The sequence below is a fragment of the Streptomyces sp. NPDC048441 genome, assembly GCF_043200235.1.
GTDB lineage: Bacteria > Actinomycetota > Actinomycetes > Streptomycetales > Streptomycetaceae > Streptomyces.
The window spans coordinates 125776-146269 of the sequence record NZ_JBICXM010000007.1 but is presented as its reverse complement, the minus strand read 5'-3'; the positions used below and the strand labels follow the sequence as shown (position 1 = coordinate 146269).

Annotated in this window: 14 protein-coding genes; 4 read left to right on the top strand and 10 right to left on the bottom strand. The window is 71.8% G+C overall.

Annotated elements, in window-relative coordinates; translation table 11 throughout:
- Positions 1-4: 4 nt before the first annotated feature.
- Together ACGFSB_RS19430 and ACGFSB_RS19425 are read right to left on the bottom strand one after the other, a co-directional pair.
- Positions 5-3040 carry a BTAD domain-containing putative transcriptional regulator gene (locus ACGFSB_RS19430; RefSeq protein WP_393400515.1) on the bottom strand — a complete coding sequence of 1012 codons (3036 nt, stop codon included), beginning with the start codon at positions 3038-3040 and terminating at the stop codon, positions 5-7.
- A 107-nt stretch (positions 3041-3147) separates the two neighbouring features.
- Positions 3148-5820: an AMP-binding protein gene (locus ACGFSB_RS19425; RefSeq protein WP_393400512.1), complete on the bottom strand. Its 2673-nt coding sequence runs from the start codon at positions 5818-5820 to the stop codon at positions 3148-3150.
- Between the two features lie 274 nt (positions 5821-6094).
- Here ACGFSB_RS19425 and ACGFSB_RS19420 point away from each other — a divergent pair, with 274 nt between their 5' ends.
- Complete coding sequence (locus ACGFSB_RS19420) at positions 6095-6625, top strand: hypothetical protein (RefSeq protein WP_393400510.1); 531 nt, start codon at positions 6095-6097, stop codon at positions 6623-6625.
- Positions 6626-7092: 467 nt separating this feature from the next.
- On the opposite strand, the gene ACGFSB_RS19415 is transcribed toward ACGFSB_RS19420, so the two are convergent.
- The 8 genes from ACGFSB_RS19415 to ACGFSB_RS19380 form a co-directional block, all read right to left on the bottom strand.
- Positions 7093-8073 (bottom strand): DUF2804 domain-containing protein, encoded by a 981-nt coding sequence (locus ACGFSB_RS19415; RefSeq protein WP_393400508.1) that lies wholly within the window; start codon positions 8071-8073, stop codon positions 7093-7095.
- A gap of 79 nt (positions 8074-8152) precedes the next feature.
- Complete coding sequence (locus ACGFSB_RS19410; protein ID WP_393400505.1) at positions 8153-9358, bottom strand: NADH:flavin oxidoreductase; 1206 nt, start codon at positions 9356-9358, stop codon at positions 8153-8155.
- A gap of 141 nt (positions 9359-9499) precedes the next feature.
- The gene (locus tag ACGFSB_RS19405) at positions 9500-10177 is read right to left on the bottom strand and encodes an N-acetylmannosamine-6-phosphate 2-epimerase (protein WP_393400503.1); all 678 of its coding nucleotides are present in this window, start codon (positions 10175-10177) and stop codon (positions 9500-9502) included.
- Positions 10174-11118, bottom strand: a complete 945-nt coding sequence (locus ACGFSB_RS19400) for an ROK family protein (protein WP_393400501.1) — start codon at positions 11116-11118, stop codon at positions 10174-10176. Before ACGFSB_RS19400 ends, ACGFSB_RS19405 begins: the two co-directional genes overlap by 4 nt.
- Positions 11115-12074: a dihydrodipicolinate synthase family protein gene (locus tag ACGFSB_RS19395; RefSeq protein WP_393400499.1), complete on the bottom strand. Its 960-nt coding sequence runs from the start codon at positions 12072-12074 to the stop codon at positions 11115-11117. Before ACGFSB_RS19395 ends, ACGFSB_RS19400 begins: the two co-directional genes overlap by 4 nt.
- Before the next feature lie 66 nt (positions 12075-12140).
- The gene (locus tag ACGFSB_RS19390; RefSeq protein ID WP_393400497.1) at positions 12141-13601 is read right to left on the bottom strand and encodes an exo-alpha-sialidase; all 1461 of its coding nucleotides are present in this window, start codon (positions 13599-13601) and stop codon (positions 12141-12143) included.
- Positions 13602-13627: 26 nt separating this feature from the next.
- Positions 13628-14641: an acetylxylan esterase gene (locus ACGFSB_RS19385; protein WP_393401165.1), complete on the bottom strand. Its 1014-nt coding sequence runs from the start codon at positions 14639-14641 to the stop codon at positions 13628-13630.
- A 244-nt stretch (positions 14642-14885) separates the two neighbouring features.
- Positions 14886-15632: a FadR/GntR family transcriptional regulator gene (locus ACGFSB_RS19380; protein ID WP_393401163.1), complete on the bottom strand. Its 747-nt coding sequence runs from the start codon at positions 15630-15632 to the stop codon at positions 14886-14888.
- 211 nt (positions 15633-15843) lie between these two features.
- Between ACGFSB_RS19380 and ACGFSB_RS19375 the strand changes: the two genes are divergently transcribed.
- The 3 genes from ACGFSB_RS19375 (at position 15844) to ACGFSB_RS19365 (ending at position 20437) form a co-directional block, all read left to right on the top strand.
- Positions 15844-17400: an ABC transporter substrate-binding protein gene (locus ACGFSB_RS19375; RefSeq protein WP_393400495.1), complete on the top strand. Its 1557-nt coding sequence runs from the start codon at positions 15844-15846 to the stop codon at positions 17398-17400.
- 107 nt (positions 17401-17507) lie between these two features.
- The gene (locus tag ACGFSB_RS19370; RefSeq protein ID WP_393400493.1) at positions 17508-18458 is read left to right on the top strand and encodes an ABC transporter permease; all 951 of its coding nucleotides are present in this window, start codon (positions 17508-17510) and stop codon (positions 18456-18458) included.
- Positions 18458-20437 carry a dipeptide/oligopeptide/nickel ABC transporter permease/ATP-binding protein gene (locus tag ACGFSB_RS19365; protein ID WP_393400490.1) on the top strand — a complete coding sequence of 660 codons (1980 nt, stop codon included), beginning with the start codon at positions 18458-18460 and terminating at the stop codon, positions 20435-20437. Before ACGFSB_RS19370 ends, ACGFSB_RS19365 begins: the two co-directional genes overlap by 1 nt.
- Positions 20438-20494 lie beyond the last annotated feature (57 nt).

Sequence of the window (20494 nt, the reverse complement as noted above, 5' to 3'; positions counted from 1 at the left end):
GCGGTCAGCGGTCGGCGAGCAGACCGGCCAGGACCGGTCCTTCGATGGGACGGGCGGCGTCGTGCGACTCCAGAACCTCGCGCAGCCGGCCCGCGCGCCGCACCCACATCGGCGCGTTGAACGTACGGAACTCCTCCTGGGCCCAGTCCAGGGGCTCGCCCGCACCGACGGCACCACGGATCGCTTCGGCGCAGGCGAGGTGGATGACGATCCGGGCCTGCAAGAACCGGTCGCCCACCTCTTCGGCGAGACGCAGCGCCCGCAGCAGGCTGGCGCGAGCCCTGCGCGGCTCGTTCTGCCGCCATTGCGCCTCGCCGAGGGCGCACAGCCCGTGGGCCTCGCCGAGCCGGTCGCCCTGACCGCGGGTGAGGCCCACCACGTCGTGGCAGATCCGCTCCGCCTGCGCGGAGCGGCCCGTGCCGAGCAGCGCCTCGGCGAGCCGGTAGAGGTTCTGGGTGCGGCTGCGCAGCGACCCGGCCGCGTAACTGACCTCGATCGCCTGGTTGCTCAGCTCCACGCCGCGCTCCGGGTTGCCCTGCTCGATCTCGATCTGGGCGAGCAGCCCCAGCGCGTGGGAGAGGCCCGAGTTGTCCCCGGCCCGCCGGAACAGCACCAGGGACTCCTCGCAGTAGCGGGCCGCCTCGACGAGGTCGCCCAGGAAGCGGGCGCAGACCGCGAGGTTGCGCCGCGCGATGGCCCGGCCCTGGGTGTCGTCGGTCCGCTCCAGATGGGCCAGGGCGGTGAGCAGCCGCCCCCGCGCCTCCTCGTAGCGGCGCTGGTAGATGGCGAGCGTCCCCAGGGAGCGGAGCATGGTGCCCTCCCCGCGGGTGTGGCCCGCGCGCCGGGCGCCGTCCAGGGCGCACTCGGCGGTGCGCCGCCAGTCCTCCAGGTAGTTGCGGGTCTCGTAGAACGGAACCGTCCCCACCACGAGGAGCCAGGCGCGGGCCGCCTGCCCGTCGCGCACTGCCTGTGCCACCAGGGCGTCGAGCGTCTCCCGCTCGCCCTCGAACCACTCGATGGGGTCGGCAACCAGTTCGCTCACCGTCTCGCCCGGGAGCGGCTCGGTGTGCACCGGGCCCCCGCGCGAAGCCTCGCCCTTGCCGTACAGCTGCTCCTTGGCCGCGTACACCAGTGTGAGTACGGCGGCCAGGACCCGCTCCAGGGTCTGCTCGCGCTCCTGCGCGCTGTCCTCGGCCAGGCACCGCTCCCGGGCGAACAGGCGCATCAGTTCCTGGAAGCGGAAGCGGGTCCCGCCGTCCCGCGCGGGACGGGTCTCCAAGAGCTGGGCGCCGACGAGCTGGTGGAGCAGTTCCTCGGAGGCATCGGGCGCGACGCCGAGGACGGGGACACCGATCCAGGCCGGGAAGTCGGGCGCCTCCAACATGCTCAACTGCCGGTAGAGCCGCGCGGCCTGCACCGACAGCGCCCGGTAGCCGAGCCAGACACCCGAACGCAGTCCGCTCTCACCCGGACTGAGCACACCCATGCGCTCACGGCGGTCCTCCATCCGCGCCGCCATCTGGCGCAGCGACCACCGGTGGTCGGACAGCAGCCGGGTGGCGACGACCCGCAAGGCCAGCGGGAGCCGGTCGCACAGGTCCACCAGGCGCTGCGCCGGGGCCGGTTCGGCCGTCACCCGGTGCTCACCGATCGTGGCGGCGAGCAGGTCCAGTGACTCGGCCGAGCTCATGGCGCCGAGTTCCACGCGGAGCACGGCGAACATCCCGGCGAGCTCGTTCAGCGGGTCCCGGCTGGTGACCAGGACCCGGGCGGAGCCGCGGCCGGGCAGCAGCGGGCGGATCTGCTCCACGGAGCGGGCGTTGTCGAGGACGACGAGCAGCCGTTTGCCGTCGATGGTGCTCCGGTAGAGCGCGGCCCGGTCCTCGAGGCCCGCGGGGATCGAGGTGCCGGGCACACCGAGCGCGCGCAGCGCCCGGTCGAGGGCATCCTCGGGTGTACCGGGGCCGCTGTGTCCGTGCGGGCCCTGTAAGTCCAGGTAGAGCTGGCCGTCGGGGAAGCGCCCCGCCACGCCGTCGGCCCAGTGCAGGGCGAGCGCGCTCTTGCCGACTCCGGCGGCGCCGCAGACCGCCGCGACGCGGGCCGTCGTGCCGCCGTTGTACCCCGTCGTCGGCGGCACGAGCCGCCGCAGCAGCTCGATCTCGCCCGCCCGGCCGACGAACGGCTCGGGTGGCAGGGGCAGTTGGCGGGGTACGTCATCCAGATCGGGGCCGGGAGCCGCATCGGGAACAACGGCCTCCGGCGCGGCGGCGGCCCGCACCAGGGCCCGCCCGTCGCCCTCGAGCACCGTGCGGTGCAGGTCCCGCAGTTCGGCGCCCGGCTCGACGCCCAGCTCCGCGACGAGGATGCGGCGCCCTTCGCGGTAACAGTCCAGCGCTTCGGACCGGCGGCCCGACAGGTGGTACGCCTGCATGAGTACGGCGCGGGCGTGCTCGCGCAGCGGGTGCTCGGCGACGACCGGGCCCAGGCCCTCCACCACCGACCGGTAGCGGCCCTGCTGGAGCTGGACGGCGGCGCACTCCTCGGCCAGGTCGATCCGCAGCTCGGAGATCCGGCCGACCGTGCCGCTCAGCGCGCTGCCGTCCATGCCGTCGAGCACCGGCCCCGACCACAGCGCGAGGGCGTCCTCGAAGCGGGCCGCGGCCTCGTTCGCGTCCCCGGCCTCGGCGGCGGCGCGGGCCGCCGCGGCCGACTCGTACAGGTCGGCCACATCGACGTAGTGGCCCTCCCTGTGCAGTGCGTAGCCGGGCATCAGCGTCTCGATGAGGCCGTCGACGCCCGCCTCGTCGCGGAATGTCTTGCGCAGTGCGGAGACACAGATGGCGATCTGGTTGCGGGCGGTGGCAGGCGGATCGCTGTGCCATACGGCGTCCGCGAGCGCGTCCACGGAGACGGCACGCCCCGGGGTGAACAGCAGCACGGCCAGCACCGTGCGCTGTCGTGCGCTGCGCAGCAGCAGTGGCCGACCGTCCACACTTACCTTGAGCGGTCCGAGCACCTGGAACGACAATTGAGGCGCCACACCGCCTCCTTCCAGGACTGCGCACGTCCCGCCCCCCGCGAAGACATTGCGGTGACATTCTGTGGAGTAGACCTGGTCTTGACAACATACTTCCACCCCAACTCACCCTACGTACCGGTAACTTGGTGTCCTTCCTGCGGATCCACCGAGTTCCGCCACGTTCCGTCACCGGCCGTCCGGCGCCCGGCCGCCATCCGGCCCGTGCTTCTCAGCCAGATTTCGATCTCTTTGCGCAACCGTTCCCCGGCCCGTCCGTTGGCCAGCACGACGAAGCCGCGGCCCGCGCGCAGGCCGAGTACCGACGAGGCGTAATGACCGGTCTGGGCCGCCTCGTGCCCGAACTCCATGCCGGAGCCGAAGGCGTCGACGGTCGTGGCAAGGCCGTAGCGGCGGTCCGGGTCCGGAGCCACCATGCGGGCCGCGGTGTCCCGGCCGAGCAGAGCGAGCGGGGCGCCGAGCACGGAACGCCGGATCTCCAACGCCGCCTCGGCCAGATCGGCGGCGGTGGTCCACAGTTCGGCCGGATCCGTGGCCCGGCGGGCGCCGTCGAGCGCGCGACCGGCCGCGTCATGGCCCACCCGGGCCACCAGGGCGCCGGTCCTGCCGTTCGTACGGGGTGGTGGCCCGCCGAAGCAGCTGTCGTCCAGGCCGAGCGGGCCGAGCACCAGGCGCCGCATCAGCGGGCCGAACGCCTCGCCCGTGGCGTCCTCGAGCAGCGCGGGCAGCAGCGCGGCACCCACGTCGGCGCGGCGGCCCAGCAGCTCCGCCAGGGTGACCGGCGTGCCCCCGGTGCGGCCGACCTCGGCGTCCTGTGCCAGCAGCCCCTCGTCCACCAGGCGCAGCGCGCCCAGGGCCACGACGTGCCGGCTCAACTCCCCCGCCGGGAAGGCGGTGCGCGGCGTGATCGGCCTGCCCGCGCCGTCGCAGCCCGCGGCCTCCACCGCCACCAGGGCGCCGTCCTCCAGTACGGCGACGCAGGCACCCGGCACCCGGTGTGCCGCGAGCAGCTCCGCGAGGTCGCGCCCGCCGAGAAGCGTGCTCGGCCCCGGCGCGGCCCGCCGGCCGGCGCGGTCCGGTTCGCCCTGCCCGGGTGGAGCGGGCAGCGCCGCCCGCTCCACCCGCCCGTCGGCGTCGCGCGGCACCTCGTCGAGGAGGGTGAGGCTCCCGGGCACCAGGTGTCCGGGCAGCCGCCGCCCGCAATGGACCGCCAGTGCCGCCGCGTCCAGGCCCTGCGCGCCGGGGCGCGGCACCACATAGGCGGCCAGGCGGACATCGCCCGGCGCGGCCTGTACGCCGATGACGACGGCTTCGCCGACGGCCGGGTGGTCGTGCAGCACCTCCTCGGTCTCCGCCGGGTCCGCCCGTTGGCCGCGCAGCCACAGCTGCCGGTCGGTACGGCCGAGCAGTTGCACCTCCCCCTCCGCCGTCCGGCGCGCGAGCTCCCCGGTGCGGTACATCCGCGTCCCCGCCGGTCCGTAGGGATCGGGGACGAACCGCTGCGCCGTCAGCGCGGCCCGGCCCACATAGCCACGGGCGACGCCAGGACCGGCCACGTACAGCTCGCCCACCGCACCGTCCGGGACCGGCAGCCAGGCGCCGTCGAGCACCCGTAGCCGCCTGTCGTCCGCGCCGGGCCGCACGGGGGTCAGGAAGGCGCCGTACGACGTCTCGGCCGTCCCGTACGCGGTACGCAGCCGGCCGGGGTCGAGCAGCCCGGCGAGCCGCGCCGCCGCGGGCCCCGGCGCTCCGCCCGCGACTACGAACGTCGCGGCCAGCGCCGCACTCCCCGCGTCCCCCAATTGCCTGGTGAGCAACTCCAGATGACTGGGAGTCAATTTCAGGAACGCGAACGAGCCGCCGACCGCCGCGAGCCACTCCCCAAGCTCCGCCAGGTCCAGGGCCTGCGGCGCGAGCAGCACCCGCTGCCCGGCGAACAGCGGAGCCCACAGACCCGTCGCCGCCTGCTCGACGGCGACCGACGCGAACACCGCGGTGCCGCCACCTCCCGAACCGGTCAACTCCCTTGCTGCCCAGGCCACATGGTACGCAAGGCCGCGGTGCGTGACCGCCGCGGCGGCCGACCGCCCGGCCGCCGCGGGCACCTGCGTCACATACGCCACGTCCTCCGGATCCGGCGCCCGGTCGAGCGGCTCGTCCGAGTGCCGGGCGAGCGCGCCGCAGACCTCGGGATCGTCCACGTACCGGACCCGCCCCTCGAATCCGACCGGCCCGTACGCCACTTCGGTGATCAGGACCCGAGCCCCCGCCTCGGCGAGCAGCGCGCGCAGCCGGGCCGCCGGGAGATCCGGGTCCAGCGGCAGACACCCGGCCCCCGCCTTCCACACGCCCAGGGTCACCGCGTGCAGCTCGGCACCCCGCCCGAGCAGCACCCCGACCAGCGCGCCGCGCCCCACACCCAGCGACCGCAGATACCGGGCCCAGCGGTTCGACGCCGCCTCGAGCCCTCCGAAGGACAGCGCGAACCCCTCACCCTGCACGGCCACCTCCCCCGGCATCCGGCGCGCCTGCCGCCCGATGGCACCCGCGACACAGGCGCCCCCCGCGCTCACCCCCTCCGCCGTACGACGGCGCAGCCCCGCCGGGCGCAGATCGGCCCACACCTCTTGCACCCGGGCCAGACACCGCTCCCGCGTCCCACTGGTCCCCTCGACACGCCAGCCCGCGGGCAGTTGACGGTCGGTCAGCCAGATCGAGTACTGCCCCTCGCCGTTCAGCACGACGCGCCACTGAGCGGTGACGACGGCCTGTGGTTCGGACAAGGCTGCTCCTGTCGGGTCCATGCGCGTTCCTGGGTCGGACAAGTCGAGCCCACCCTGCCGGGGCGTGCCATACGTGTCCTATACGAGCCCTGAAGCCCTCAGGGGCCACGGCTCGTCGACGGCAACCAAGAGATCGCCAACCACCAGAAGAGGATCACGGGCTCTACTGCTGTCGAGACGCCGGGCCCGGCACTCGCACGCATCCCAGTTCTGTCAGGAATCACGCATCCCAGTTCTGTCAGGAATACGGCACCTGCCAAGAAGGAGCACCCCCATGCACGGCTTCTCCACGCGACGATGCACCCTGACCGCGATCGCCGCCTCAGGCGCACTCGCGGCGTCCCTGGCCCTGGCCGGCTCCGCCGTCGCTGTCGCTCCGGCGTCGGCGACAGCCTCGTACGACTGCGATTCCGCGGGCAGCGGCACCGTCACGCTCACCGCGGCCGACTCCGGCGGCAAGACGATACGGATCGACTCCACGGACATCCGCACGCAGTTCCCGCTCGATGCCAACACCGTGACCACCACGCTGAAGCTGAACAAGACATCCGGTGGCGCGACGAGCGAGGTGCAGTTCGCCGGCACCGTGCACCCGGCCGCCACCACGGGCGACCCGATCGCGTTCGGTCCGCTCCCGCTCGCCGCCGGATCCCTGGCCGCCGGTGACACCACCGACTCGGTCGCCCTCACGGGGACGCCGAGCGAGAGCAACTGGTCCCTGAAGTTCACCGTCAACAGCCCTGACGGCGCCTTCACCTCCTACTGCACCGCCACCAGCAAGCAGTCAACCGCCCTCACCTGGTAGTCCGTACACACCCTGTGTCCCCGGGAGCCAACGCTCACGGGGACACAGGTCTACCCGTCCGGCTGAACACAGGTGAGATAACGCCAGTGGAGTGGCGGGGATGACCGCGTGGCTCGTCATGCTGTCGGCGGCGGCGGTACATCGACGACTCCCCAAGCATGTCTCATCACCTCAGCGGCCCGAATCTCCGCCCACCCCGCGGAGACTCGCGGCTCGACATGACGGACCTCTTCGCGTTCACCGGACCGGACGACCGAACCGTGCTCATCATGAACGCCCATCATCGCGCCGAGGCGAAGGGCGCGACCGCGACGACTGGTCGAAACTGTGCGGTGACCGCGTACAGATCAAAGATGTGTGAGCTTGGTGCGGCAATCGACAGTAAGGCCAGGGCCCCGGCAGGTTTCCGGGGCGTCCGGTTTGATCATGTGATGCCGTAGCGGGCGAGGATGTGCTCGGTGTGGGCTCTACCACCGGTTGCGTGCTTCCTCGGCCCAGCCGACCAGGCCGTCGAGATCCGTCTTGTGCCCGTCGTCGGTCAGCGCCCAGCCGCTGAAACGGCCGAAGCACTGGTGGGTCTCGTTCGCGACGATGCCCAGGTTCGTACGGGCGGCCTTCTCGTGGAACGGACGGAACTCCACCTCCACCCGCTCCCCGCCGATATGCCACGGGCGCAGCCAGTCCGACCGGTCGTAGCTCCACCGGAGCTCCTCACCGATCTTGTGCAGGCGGCCGTCGACGAACAGGGCGTTCTCGGTGACGCCGGTGCCGTCCGTCCATGCCCCGCCGAGCTGGATCGCCCGGCCCGGCGCCGCTCCGGCCGCCCAGTTCCAGGTGATCGAGTACGGCCACTTGCCGCGGCCGTGGTCGAGCACCGCGAAGGCATCCGGGCCGCCGATGTCGTGCGCGCGCCCGTGCAGCTCCAGCGTGCCGTGAACCGGTCGGCCGACATCCTTGACCGTGTACTGAAACCGTCGGCCACTCCACGGCACCACCACACCGAGCGACTCGCGCCCCCTCGGCAGCGGCACCTCCACGTCCAGCCGGACGTCGGGTGCCGTCGCGCGGATCCTGGTCCCGTCCGGGCGCTGGCTGATACGGAGCGACAGCCCGCGGCCCCGGACGGAGATCTCTCCCTCGCCGCTGCGCGCGGGGAACACCGCCCCACGGGCCGCCGGCACCACCACGTCGGTGCTGGTCTCCTCGCCGGTCGCCCGGTCCAGTACGTACACACCGTGGATGCCCGCGTAGTCCAGCGACGAGGCAACCAGGCCGACGATGTGGTCCGGCGTGACGATGCCCCAGTACTCCCAGCGTTTGGCCCGCCCCCAGCCGCGCAGGTTGGCGGTGTGCAGCGGACGCCGGGTCCAGCCGACGGCGGCCGGGTTCAACCGCCCGTTGTCAAGACAGAGTTCGACGGACGATGTCAGCTCCGGCTCGTCGGTCATCCGCGCAGGATAGCGCCGCAGGCAGCACATCGAGCGCGGCATCCCCGCCCTCCGGTCTGCACGGCTCGCCGGGAAGCAGCTACCGGCCGTCGATCAGAGGGCAGTGGGTGCCGGTGTAAATGGTGGGCATACAGCGGTTGCAGTGGATACAGAGCGAACGGGTTGCCGGGTCGTGGCCGATGCGCCGTGGCAGATCGGGTTCGCGCAGGAGGGCTCGGGCCATGGCGACGAACTCGAAGCCCCCGGCCATGGCCCGGTCCATGCCTTCGCGGTCGGTGACGCCACCGAGAAGGACCAGAGGCAGGGTGAGCGCCTCGCGGAACTGCCGTGCATGCTCAAGGAGATACAGCGGCTCATACGGGTAGGCGCGCAGGAACGACCGGCCGACGGTGCGCAGCCCGATCCGTTGCGGCAGCGGGAACTGGGCGGCGAACTCCTTGAGCGGCACCTCCCCGCGAAACAGGTACATGGGGTTGAGGAGTGAGCTGCCGGCGGTGAGCGTCAGGGCGTCCACCGAGCCGTCTTCCTGTAGCCACTGCGCCACCTGGCGGCTGTCGTCGAGGGAGAGGCCGCCGCGTACGCCGTCGGTCATGTTGAGCTTCGCGGTGATCGCGATCCGGTCGCCGACCTGCTCCCGCACGGCACGTGCGATGCCCAGCGCGAGGCGCGCCCGGTTGGCCAGGGTGCCCCCGTGGGCGTCGGTGCGGCGGTTGAGCCGGGGGCTGAGGAAGGCGCTGGCCAGGTAGTTGTGGCCCAGGTGCAGCTCCACGGCATCGGCCCCGGCGTCCACGGCCAGCTGCGCGGCCGACGCGTGGGCGCGGATCACCCGGTCCAGGTCCTCGGGCGTGGCTGCCCGGTCGCGGCGCAGGCTGACCGGGTTGAAGCCGCCCATCGGGGACAGCGAGGGGAGCTGGTTCGAGCGGGCGTTGGCCACGGGACCGGCGTGCCCGAGCTGCAGCGCGACGGCGGCGCCCGTCTCATGGACGGCCGCGGTGAGCCGGCGCAAGCCGGGCAGCGCCTCGGGTCGCATCCACAACTGCGCACGCTCGGTGCGGCCTTCAGGGGCGACGGCGCAGTAGGCCACGGTGGTCATCGCCACACCTCCGGCGGCGGGGCGACGGTGGTACGCGATCAGCTCGTCGGTGACCAGGGCATCGGGAGTGACACCCTCGAAGGTGGCCGCCTTGATGATCCTGTTGCGCAGCCGCACAGGGCCCAGTCGGGCCGGGGCGAGCACGTCAGGTATCGGACCGGAGGGGCTCGTGGGCGGGGTGGCAGCGGTCATGTGGAGAGCATCCCAGATACCTGACACTGTGTCAGCTCCCACCGGGACCAGAACCCTTGCGGTGGTGAGCTCCGCTCGCCCCGTCCGGTGGACCTCTCGCTCCGCCCGCGCGCCCTGGCGGCTCGCGGCCTCAGTGGGCGCTCACCCGCCGAGCTCCGTCACATACAGCCGGGTCAGCGCGGTCGGCGCGGTGATGGCGGTTCCGACGACCACGCTGGAGGCGCCCGCGGCCAGTGCTTCGGCGGCCTGGGCCGGGGTCGCGATGCGCCCTTCGGCGACGACGGGAGTGGTGATGGCGGCGGCGAGTTCGGTGACGAGGCGCAGGTCCGGTGCGGTCTGCCGCGGAGTTCCGGATACGTAGCCGGAGAGCGTCGTCGAGAGGAAGTCGGCGCCCTGGCGGGCGGCTTCACACCCTTCGGTGACGTTGGAGACGTCGGCCATCACGAGGGCGCCGGCGCCGTGGACCGCGGCGACCAGGTCCGCGAAGGTGCTGCCGTCCGGACGCGGTCGCGCGGTCGCGTCGGCGGCGACGACCGCCGCGCCCGCCTCGACCAGGGCGAGGGCGTGACGCACGGTAGGGGTGATGTAGACGCCGGTGTCGCCGTCCTTCCACAGGCCGATCACTGGAAGGCCAATGGCAGCGACGGTGGCCGCGACGACCTCCGGCTCGTTGACGCGGACGGCGGCGGCACCGCCGTCCTGGGCCGCGCGTGTCATACGCACGAGGGTGTCGGTATGCCGCATCGCGTCGCCGGGCGGGGCCTGGCAGGACACGATGAGGCGGCCGGCGAGGGTGGCGGCCAGCGGGGTGGCGGTCATCGGGGAACTCCGGTCGTGTGTGGGGTGTACAGGGGAAGGGTGCGGGGGAGGGCGGCGGCGCCGAGGACAGCCGCGCTGTGGCCCACGCGCGGCGGGATGGGCCGCAACTCCCGCAAAGGCAGCATGAGTTCGGCGGCGAACGCCTCGCACAACACGTCCCAGTACAGCGCGCCGATCCGTGGGACACCGCCCGCGACGACAACGCGCTCGGGTCCGAGCGCGTTGGCGAGGCCCCCCAGGGCGCTTCCGACGGCCCGCGCACCGAGGGTGATGGCGGACACGGCGTGCGGGTCACCGTGAACGGCGTACGCGGCGACCCGCTGGAGAGGACCGGCCTCTGTCCCCGTGGCACGGGCGTAGTGGGCGGCGATGGCGGGTCCGGCGGCGATGGCTTCGAGGTGCCCCGTCGCTCCGCAGGTGCAGGGCAGCCCGGCGGCCTCGGGGCTCGGCAGGTGGCCGAGGTGCCCGGCGATACCGGTGGCGCCGTGCAGCATGCGGCCCGCGACGGCGACGGCGCCACCGACTCCGGTGCCGACAGCCGCGTAGATGAGCGAGCCGTCCTGGCCGCTCAGCGACGCGAGTTCGGTGGTCGCGGCGGCGCGCACGTCGTTGTCGCAGGCAACCGGGAGACCCGTGCGGGAGGCTAGACCGGCGGCGAGAGCCGTTCCGGCCCAGCCGCGGATGGTGTCGGTGGCGCTGGTGACGGTTCCGGAGAGCGGGTCGATGACGCCGGCCGCGGCGACACCGATGGCGGCGGCCTCCGTTCCGCGCACCGCTTCGGCGGCGGCGGCCAAGGCGTCGAGCACGACCTCGGCGCCCTCCCCGGCCGGGGTGGGCAGACTGTGCCGGGCCAGAACGGTGGTCCCGTCGCCCGCGACCAGGGCGGCGTCGATCTTCGTGCCGCCCAGGTCGAGGCCGATCACCGGCTGGGGGTTCTTCATCGGACGGGAAGCAGGCCGGCGGCCTGCAGGCGCCGCTCGACGAGCGCGACGGAGCCCTCGCTCAACTGGATCTGCGGGTCTGCGGTGGTGCCGTGGGTGAACACGCCGAGCAGGCGCAGGGCGTGCTTGAAGGCGCCGATCGCGGAGGAATTGCGGCCCATCTCGCTCTCCGGACCGGCATCGACGAGGCCGAACAGTTCGACGAGCCGCTCCTGTTCCTTGACGGCGGTGTCCAGGTCGCCGCCGCGCACGGCGTCGTAGAGGCGGACGTATCCGCCGGGGTCGACATTGCCGAGGCCCGGCACGACGCCGTCGGCGCCCGCCAACAGGGCCGCGTCGACGGTCAGTTCGGATCCGGTGAGGATACTGAAGGCCGGCACCGGGCCGTCGAAGCGGCCGTGGCGTCCGCCCAGCTCGACGATGAGCCGTCGCAGGGAGCCTTCGTCGCCGCTGCTGTCCTTGAGCCCGGCGAGCGTGCCGTCCTCGGCCAGTTCCCGCACCAGGGCGGCGGAGAGCTTGCTGTGCACACAGACGGGCAGGTCGTAGGCGAACAGCGGCAGGTCGACCCGCTCCCGCAGGATGCGGAAGTGGCGGGCGATCTCGATGGGGTGCGTACGGGCGTAGAAGGGAGCGGTGGCGACCAGGGCGTCGGCGCCTGCCGCGAGGGCGTCCCGGGCGTGTTCGACCACCCGCGGGGTGGTCATGTCGATGACACCGGCGAGGACCGGGACGCGCCCTTGGACGGCGTCGACGACCGTCTCCAGGGCCAGTGCCCGCTGCTGGTCGGTGAGGAAGGCGACCTCACTGCTGGAGCCCAGCACGAACAGGCCGTGCACTCCCCCGGCCACGAGATGCTCGACGAGCCGTGCGAGGGAGGCCGTGTCGACGTCGCCCGCCGCGTCCAGGGGGGTGCAGACGGGCGGGACGACGCCGCTTAGGGGCTGGGACCAGGACATGTGAACTCCGTTTTGTGCGTGGGTGGTACGGGCTGGGGCGGTGAGTGGCGGGCGGCCCCGCCGGTGTTACGGGGCGGTGATGGTCAATGTGGTGTCGCCGTAGGCGTGCTGCCGGCCACGGACCTGGTAGTCGGCGGTGGCCTTGACGGCTCCGGCGGACGCACCCGCGGGAACGGTGACGGGCACCTTCACGTTGGCGCCCTGTCCCGGGTTGAGCGCCGGAACGGTCACCGCCGGGGCGCCGTATCCCTGCGGCAGTTTCAGCGAGACCGAGCCGGCCGGCAGGGCCACGTCGTTCTGGCTGACGACCCGCACGGTCACCTCGGTGGTGGCGCCGGCGCGCAGACCCGCGGGCGGGGTGACGGTGACGGGCGCGCAGACGCCGCCGACCCACTGCAGGTCGAACGACGAGTAGGTGATGTGCTGGTAGTTGGCACGTTCCCACAGCAGGCCCACGCGCGGGTTCGCCGCGGTGCCGTCGCTGAGGGGCGTGAGCGTCGAGTACGCGGCCGCGCCGGCCTCGACGGTCTTGCGCACCGGCCAGTTCTGTCCGTTGTCGCAGGAGAGGCGGACGGTGAGGTTGCTGCGGCCGCTGGTGGTCGCGGTGTTGCTGAACATCAGCCACTTCGCGCGCGGGTGCGAGGCGTCCACATCCGGGGCGAAGCGGGTGATCGAGCCGTTGTTGGCGGGGTCGGGCAGTTCGGTGTCCTGCTGGAGGGGCGTGTAGGTGACGCCACCGTCGCTGGAGTAGGCCACGGTCCGGTAAGGCGCCGAGCGGTTGTTGAGCATGATGCGGCCGTCGGAGAGTTCGACGGTCTTGTTCTCGTCGCCACCGGGGCCCACGGGTGTGCCCATCTTCCAGGTGGCGCCGTGATCGTCGCTGTAGGCGCTGACCGCGTAGTTGGCGCCGTTGTTACGGATCGCGTACTGCTGGATCAGGCGTCCCTTGTACGTGCCGCGGCGCAGCTGGATGCCCTCGCCGGAGGCCGCGAACATGCCGCCCCAGGCGGGGTTCTTGATGTCGGCGGTGATGCGTTCGTGCTTCCAGGTCAGGCCGTCGTCGTCGGAGTAGCTGTAGTCGGCCTGCAGGACGTTCGGGTCGCTCTCGTCGTTGCCGGTGGCTGAACCCGCGAAGCCCTGGTTCACGGACGCCGCGTAGAAGAGGAAGACGCGGCCGGTCTCCCGGTCCACCAGGGCGCTCGGGTCGCCGTAGCCCTTGGGGGCGGCGTCCTTGCGTACCACCTGCTGGGCCCCCCAGGTGGCGCCGCCATCAGTGCTGCGCCGCACCACGATGCCTATGTTGCCGGGCAGATCGCCGAGGGTGGGCCGGGCGTCGTACGCGGCGAGCACGGTGCCCTTGGTGGTCGTGGTCAGAGCGGGGATGCGGTAGAAGGGCGAGCCGGTGCCCGCGGTCGCCAGGTCCTGCGAGGTGAGCGTGCCGATCGTGGCGCCGTGGGCGGTGGTCATGGTGGTGGTGGCCACGACGGCAAGCGCCGCGGCAAGGGCCAAGGTGACTCTTCGCTGCATGGACGGGCCTCATCTCTGGTGGGGGGTCAGACGAGTTGGGGGTCGTGCGGGGATGGAGTACCGACACTGCGGGCGGGGGTGAACAACTCCCTGACCCAGGTGAGCTGTTCGCGCCGGTGGCGGCCGCCGCCGCCCTCATGGCCGTTGAACTCGTAGACGCGTACGTCCTTGGGGCCGGCGTAGCGGTGGTAGGCGGCGAAACAGGTGGAGGGCGGGCAGATGTCGTCCATCATCGCGATGGAGAACAGGGCCGGGGCCGTGGCCCGGGAGGCCAGCAGCGCGGCGTCGACGTAGGACAGGGTGCGGAAGACGGTGTCGGTGCGGTCGCGGTGCAGGCGCAGGTACTCGGCGATCTCGGTGTACGGGCCGGCGGCGGAGATCCGTGCGGCGCGCCGGATGTCGCACAGGAACGGGACGTCCGGCATCACTCCGGCAAGGCCCGGCACGAGCGCGGCGACCGCGAGGGCGATGCCGCCGCCCTGGCTGATGCCGGTCACCACGATCTTGTCCGGGTCGACGGCGGGGTGAGTGCGTACCGCGTCGACGCAGCGGACCCCGTCCGTGAACAACCTTCGGTAGTAGTGCTGTTGCGGACTCTCCACGCCACGGGTCAGGAAGCCTGGGACCGTGCCGCCGAGCGTCGCCGTGTCCAGGGTGTCTCCGCCGGCCGTCGACCAGCCCTGGCCCCGGGTGTCCATGATGAAGTGCGCGTATCCGGCGTTCGCCCACAGCACTTGCTCGTGCGGCAGACCACGCCCGCGCCCGTACCCGAGGAACTCCACGACGCAGCCGAGGGGTTCACTCGCCCCGGCCGGCAGATGAAGCCAGCCGCGCACGGGCTGGCCGTCGTGGCCCGGCACGGTCGCGTCGTAGGTCGTGACCTGCGTCAGACCGGTGTCCACCGGGGTGAACCGCGGGCGGGCGCCGACGGCACGGGCCCCGTCCAGGACCTGGGTCCAGAACCGGTCGAGGTCGGCCGGCTCGTCGCAGTTGGGCCGCAGTGCCAGGCACTGGGCGAGGGTGAGGTCCGTCAGGGGCATGGAAGGGGCCTCGCTGGGTGAGGCGTGCGCGCGGCGCAGCGCGGAGGAGAGGAGTGCGGCGGTGATCCACACCGTGGAACAGCAGACGTCTGATGTCTGCTGTCCTGGGACTCTAAGATTCCCCTCGACGCGCGTCAAGTGTCCAGCGGCGAGAAGCAGTTCAGCGAGGGCTGCGTCGCGAAAGGGCACAGCCGAGCGGCGCACGCCTCGGTCGAGGCGTGCGCCGCAGGTCGGGATCGCCGCTTCAGCGGCGGGCGCGCGCCTCCGCGATCCGGTGGCGCACCGGCGCGTAGTGGTCGGTCAGCGCGGCGGCGAACTCCGCGGCGTCACGGGTGCGCACGGCGTCCACGATGCGCTGGTGGTTCGCGATGGTGGACGCCTCGTGCTCGTGCGTGAAGACGTCGAGGTGCGGGGCGACGATAACGTAGACATCCCAGAACGCCGCGGACAGCTGTCCAATGAGGTCATTGCCGAGCGGAGCGACGAGCAGGGTGTGGAAGGAGCGGTCGGCGTCGACGAAGCCGTGCCCCTTGTCCGCGCCGGCCGCGCACATCGTGTCGACGAATCCCTGAAGGCGGTCGATCTGTTCCTCGTCGAGCGCCCCGACGAGCCGATCAGCCATGCCGCGCTCGAACAGTTCACGCACCTCGACAAGGTCGGCCATCACCTGGAAGTCGTCGTCGGGACTGAGCAGCCCGCGGAAGGTCAGGCTCTCCACGAGGGCGGACAGGCTCAGTCGGCCGACGTACGTGCCGTGACCGTGGCGCACCTCGACGATGTCGAGCGCGGTGAGGATCCTGATGGCCTCGCGCACACTGCTACGGCTCGCACCGAGGGCCTCGCACAAGGCCGTCTCGCTGGGCAGCGGGTCGCCGGGACGGAGCTTGTTGCGCAGGATGTACGACTTGACGCCGTCGACGACCTCCTGCCGCAGCGGCTGTCGCGCCGCCTTGGGTTCCGGCGTGGCCGACCTCTCCGCCCCGTGTTTCAACGTCACCCCTTGACCCCTCTCACCCGTCGGACTACCTTCCCACACTATCAAGGCATCAGACATCAGACGTCTGATGCCCAAGCGGTGGGGTTCTGGTCACATTTCCCGCCGGAACGGCCATTCCTCTGGCCATCCTTAGTCACTCTTCTTCTGCCTGGAGGACCCCCTCTTGTCCGCGCGCAGCTCTGCCGGCGTCGATCGCCGCACCCTCATGAGATACACGAGCGCCATCGGTGTGACGACCGCGATCACCGCCGGTCTGTCGGCCTGCGGCGGCCCCGCCTCCAACGGCGACGGATCGCAGGGTTCCGCCGGTGCCGACGCCGGAACGATCGAGGCCGGCCTCTCCTACGCCCTGTCCACGGGCTTCGACCCGATGATCACCTCCGGCGCCACACCGTACGCCGCGAACATGCACATCTTCGAGGGCCTGGTGGACCTCGATCCGGTCACGCTCGTGGCACGGCCCGCGCTGGCCACCGGCATGCCGAAGAAGATCAACGCGACGACGTACCGCGCCACCCTGCGCAAGGGGGCCACCTTCCACGATGGCTCCCCCGTCACCGCCGACGACGTCGTCTTCAGCTTCGAGCGCGTCCTCGACCCGAAGAACGCCTCGCTGATGGCGCAGTTCGTGCCGTTCATCGACAAGGTGAGCGCGGTCGACACGGGCACCGTCGAGTTCAAACTCAAGCACCCCTTCGCCCTGTTCCCCTCCCGGATATCCGTGGTGCGGATCGTGCCGAAGAAGATCGCGGGGGCGGACGCCAAGGCATTCGACGCCAAGCCGGTCGGCTCGGGCCCCTACAGCTTCGTCTCCGCGGTACGCGAGGACAAGATCGTCATGGCGGCGTACGACAAGTACAACGGGCCGCGCCCCGCAAAGGCCAAGAAGATGGTCTGGCGCCTCATGTCCGACCCCTCCGCCCGCGTCAGCGCCCTGCAGTCCGGCCGTGTGCAGGCCATCGAGGATGTGCCCTACATCGACATGAAGGGCTTCACGGGCAAGAACAAGGTCGAGTCGGTGCAGTCCTTCGGGCTGCTCTTCCTGATGTTCAACTGCGCGGACGAGCGGTTCGCGGACAAGCGGGTCCGCCAGGCGCTGCACTACGCCCTGGACACGGAGAAGATCATCGAGACGGCGCTGCTCGGCAATGCCGCGCCCGCCACCGGCTACGTCCCGGCGACCCACCCGGACTACCACAAGGCCGCCACCGTCTACGGGCACGACGTCGCCAAGGCGAAGAAGCTGCTCGCCGACGCCGGGGCGAAGAACCTCGCCTTCACCCTGCTGCTCACGGACACGGGCTGGGTCAAGGACATCGCCCCGCTCATCAAGGAGAGCTGGGCCGCGGTCGGCATCGACGCCAAGCTCGACATCGCGCAGTCCGCCGCCCAGTACGCCAAGGTCGACAAGGGGAACTTCGACGCAGTGGCCGCGCCCGGCGACCCGTCCGTGTTCGGCAACGACGCCGATCTGCTGCTGCGCTGGTTCTACTACGGCTTCTGGCCCGAGAATCGCTACGGCTGGGCCGGATCGGCCGCGTACAAGAAGACCAAGCAACTGCTCGACCAGGCTGCGAGCGCCGTCGACGAAGGCAAGCGCAAGGAGCTGTGGGGTCAGGTCACCGACCTGGTCGCCGAGGAGGCCGCTCTTTACCCGGTGCTGCACCGCAAGCTGCCCACCGCCTGGAACACCGACGCGCTCACCGGTTTCAAGCCGCTGCCCACAACCGGTCTGTCCTTCGTCGGCGCCGGCCGGGCCTGAGCGCCGCCTCTGAGCGCCGCCTCTGAGCGCCGTACCGCAAGGCCGCAGGGCTCGCCGCGCTTCAGGCGGCGCGGCGGTCCCTGCCCCCAACCTCTAGGAACCTCACGATGGTTGCTTTCCTCCGGCTCGCGCTGCGCCGCGTCGCGATGATGCCGGTGATGATCCTCGGCATCGCACTCCTTGTCTTCGTGGTCCTGCAATTCTCGCCGGTCGACCCCGCGTACAACGCGCTCGGCGACAGCGCGAGCCCCGAGGCGCGGTCCGCGTTCGCCGAGTCCCAGGGCCTCAACGACCCGTTTCCGGTACGGTACTTCACCTTCCTCGGCCAGCTCATCCAGGGCGATCTCGGTGTCACCATGGCACCCAGCCAGCCCGTCACCGACCGCATCGCCACCGCGTTTCCGCTCACCTTCCAGCTGACCCTGCTCGGTCTCGTCCTCGCGATCGTGCTCGCGCTGGCCATGGGCGTCACCAGTGCCGTGTACCGCGACCGCTGGCCCGACCAGGTCTTCCGCGTCCTGTCGATGGCCGGCATCGCCCTGCCCTCCTTTTGGCTCGGCGTCCTGCTGATCCAGCAGTTCGCGCTGAACACGCCGCTCTTCCCGACCGGCGGCTACGTCAACCCGGCGGACTCCTTCACAGGCTGGCTGAACTCCATGGCCCTGCCCGCGATCTCCCTCGCGGTACCGGTCGCGGCGTCGCTCGCCCGCCTCATCCGCACGTCGATGGTGGCCGAACTCGACCGCGACTACGTGCGCACAGCGAAGGGCAGCGGCCTGCCGCCGTTCCTCATCATCCGGTCGGTGCTGCGCAACGCCCTGGTCACCCCGCTCACCGTGCTCGGTGTGAAGGTCGGCTATCTGCTCAGCGGCGCCGTCGTCATCGAGGCCATCTTCGACCTGCCCGGCATGGGCAAGCTGATCCTCGAAGGCGTCACCGGCGGCGATGTCGCCCTCGTGCAGGGCACCGTCCTCACCATCGCCATCGCGTTCCTCGTGGTCAACGTCGTCGTCGACCTGCTCTATCTGCTCGTCAACCCGCGTATCAGGACGGTGTGATGCTCGCCCCCCGCTCCCTCGCCGAGCGTCTCGCCCGGCCCGGCACCCGGCTGCGCCGCCTGCCGCTGACCTCCCGGATCGCGCTCGGCGTGCTCCTGGCGGTCGCCCTCGGCGCTATCCTCGCGCCCCTGCTCACCCAGGACCCGCTCGCCACCGGCACCCCGGCCCAAGCACCCAGCGGCGACCACTGGTTCGGCACCGACCGGGCCGGCCGCGACGTCTTCGCCCGCGTCGTGCACGGCGCCCGCTACTCGCTCACCATCGGCTTCGGCGCCACGTTCCTGGCCCTCGTGCTCGGCTCGCTGCTCGGCTCCCTGGCCGCGACCACGCGCAAGCTCGCGGACGAGGGCGTGATGCGCTCGCTCGACGTCATCATGTCGTTCCCGCCGATCGCCCTCGCGGCCGTCCTCGTCGCGGTGTTCGGCCCGAGCGTCCCGGTCATCATCTTCACCATCGCCTTCGTGTACGCGCCGTCCCTGGCCCGCGTCGTCCGCGCCAACGTCCTTGAGCAGTACGGCGAGGACTACGTAGCCGCCGAGCACGTCATCGGCGCACGGCGCGGCTACATCGTCACCCGGCACGTCGCCATCAACTGCGCCGCCCCGATCCTAGTGTTCGCCACCGTCATGGTCGCCGACTCGATCATCTTCGAGGCAAGCCTGTCCTTCATCGGCGCCGGTGTGCAGGACCCCGACCCCAGCTGGGGCAGCGTCCTCGCCTACGGCCGGCAGATCATGCTGTCCGGCGGCTGGTGGGCCACCTTCTTCCCCGGCCTGTGCCTGCTGATCACCGTGCTCGCTCTGAACATTCTCTCCGAGGGCATGACGGACACGGCGGCCTCGCCCGACAAGTCCCGTACCGGGGGCGGCGACCGCGACGAGGCGCCCGCGGCGGCCGTCGCGGACCAGGACGACGTGAACGCGGCGCTGGCCGAACTCGCCCAGCGCCGGGCCGAGACCGAACCCGCGGTGCCACCGGTCCCTGCCGACGCCCCCGAACTTCTCGTCGTACGGGATCTGACGATCCGCTTCCCCGATCGGTACGGCGACACCCGCGTCGTCGACGGCATCTCGTTGACCGTACGCGAGGGCGAGACGCTGGGTCTGGTGGGCGAGTCCGGCTGCGGAAAGTCCATCACCAGCCTCGCCGTCATGGGCCTGCTGGCCCGCAACGCCGAGGTCCAGGGCGAGATCCTCTACCGTGGTCGCGACCTGCTGAAGCTGGCGCCGAAGGAGCGCCGCGCCCTGATGGGCCCGGAGATTGCCATGGTCTACCAGGACGCCATGTCGTCCCTGAACCCGTCCGTCCTGATCGGCACCCAGCTGAAGCGGCTCACCTCGCGCGGCGGCACCCGCACCCCGGCCGAACTCCTCGACCTGGTCGACCTCTCCTCCGAACGCACCCTGCGCAGCTACCCCCACGAGCTGTCCGGCGGCCAGCGCCAGCGCGTCCTGATCGCCATGGCCCTCTCCCGCAACCCCCGCCTGCTCATCGCCGACGAGCCGACCACCGCGCTCGACGTCACGGTGCAGGCCCAAGTCGTCGAGCTCCTGGTGCAGTTGCGCGATGAACTGGGCTTCGCCATGGTCCTCGTCTCGCACGACCTCGCGCTCGTCGGCGACCTCGCCCACCGGGTCGCCGTGATGTACGCGGGCCAGGTAGCGGAGATCGGCGCCACTCGTTCGCTGCTCGCCGACCCGGCCCACCACTACAGCCGTGGCCTGCTCGGTTCCGTGGTCTCACTGGAAGCGGGCGCTGACCGGCTGCACCAGATCCGCGGCGTCGTGCCCGCGCCCAAGGCGTTCGGCGCCGGGTGCCGGTTCGTCTCGCGGTGCGCCGCCGCCGGCGAACTCTGCGCCACGGCCCCGCCGCCCACCGTCGGCCGGGGCACCGCCGACGACCATCGATTCGCCTGCCACCACCCCGCATCCGCGACACGACCGGCGCCGTCGGCACAGGCCCTGGGGAGCACCCGATGACCACGACGCAGCACACACCGGACAGCCCGCACACTCAGGGCTCCCCTGGCACCCTGG

Bases quoted from the DNA above. Each gene is read 5' to 3' on its own strand.
- ACGFSB_RS19420 (WP_393400510.1), top strand. From the start codon at position 6,095: ATGCACGGCTTCTCCACGCGACGATGCACCCTGACCGCGATCGCCGCC.
- ACGFSB_RS19415 (WP_393400508.1), bottom strand. From the start codon at position 8,073: ATGACCGACGAGCCGGAGCTGACATCGTCCGTCGAACTCTGTCTTGAC.
- ACGFSB_RS19410 (WP_393400505.1), bottom strand. From the start codon at position 9,358: ATGACCGCTGCCACCCCGCCCACGAGCCCCTCCGGTCCGATACCTGAC.
- ACGFSB_RS19405 (WP_393400503.1), bottom strand. From the start codon at position 10,177: ATGACCGCCACCCCGCTGGCCGCCACCCTCGCCGGCCGCCTCATCGTG.
- ACGFSB_RS19400 (WP_393400501.1), bottom strand. From the start codon at position 11,118: ATGAAGAACCCCCAGCCGGTGATCGGCCTCGACCTGGGCGGCACGAAG.
- ACGFSB_RS19395 (WP_393400499.1), bottom strand. From the start codon at position 12,074: ATGTCCTGGTCCCAGCCCCTAAGCGGCGTCGTCCCGCCCGTCTGCACC.
- ACGFSB_RS19390 (WP_393400497.1), bottom strand. From the start codon at position 13,601: ATGCAGCGAAGAGTCACCTTGGCCCTTGCCGCGGCGCTTGCCGTCGTG.
- ACGFSB_RS19385 (WP_393401165.1), bottom strand. From the start codon at position 14,641: ATGCCCCTGACGGACCTCACCCTCGCCCAGTGCCTGGCACTGCGGCCC.
- ACGFSB_RS19375 (WP_393400495.1), top strand. From the start codon at position 15,844: ATGAGATACACGAGCGCCATCGGTGTGACGACCGCGATCACCGCCGGT.
- ACGFSB_RS19370 (WP_393400493.1), top strand. From the start codon at position 17,508: ATGGTTGCTTTCCTCCGGCTCGCGCTGCGCCGCGTCGCGATGATGCCG.
- ACGFSB_RS19365 (WP_393400490.1), top strand. From the start codon at position 18,458: ATGCTCGCCCCCCGCTCCCTCGCCGAGCGTCTCGCCCGGCCCGGCACC.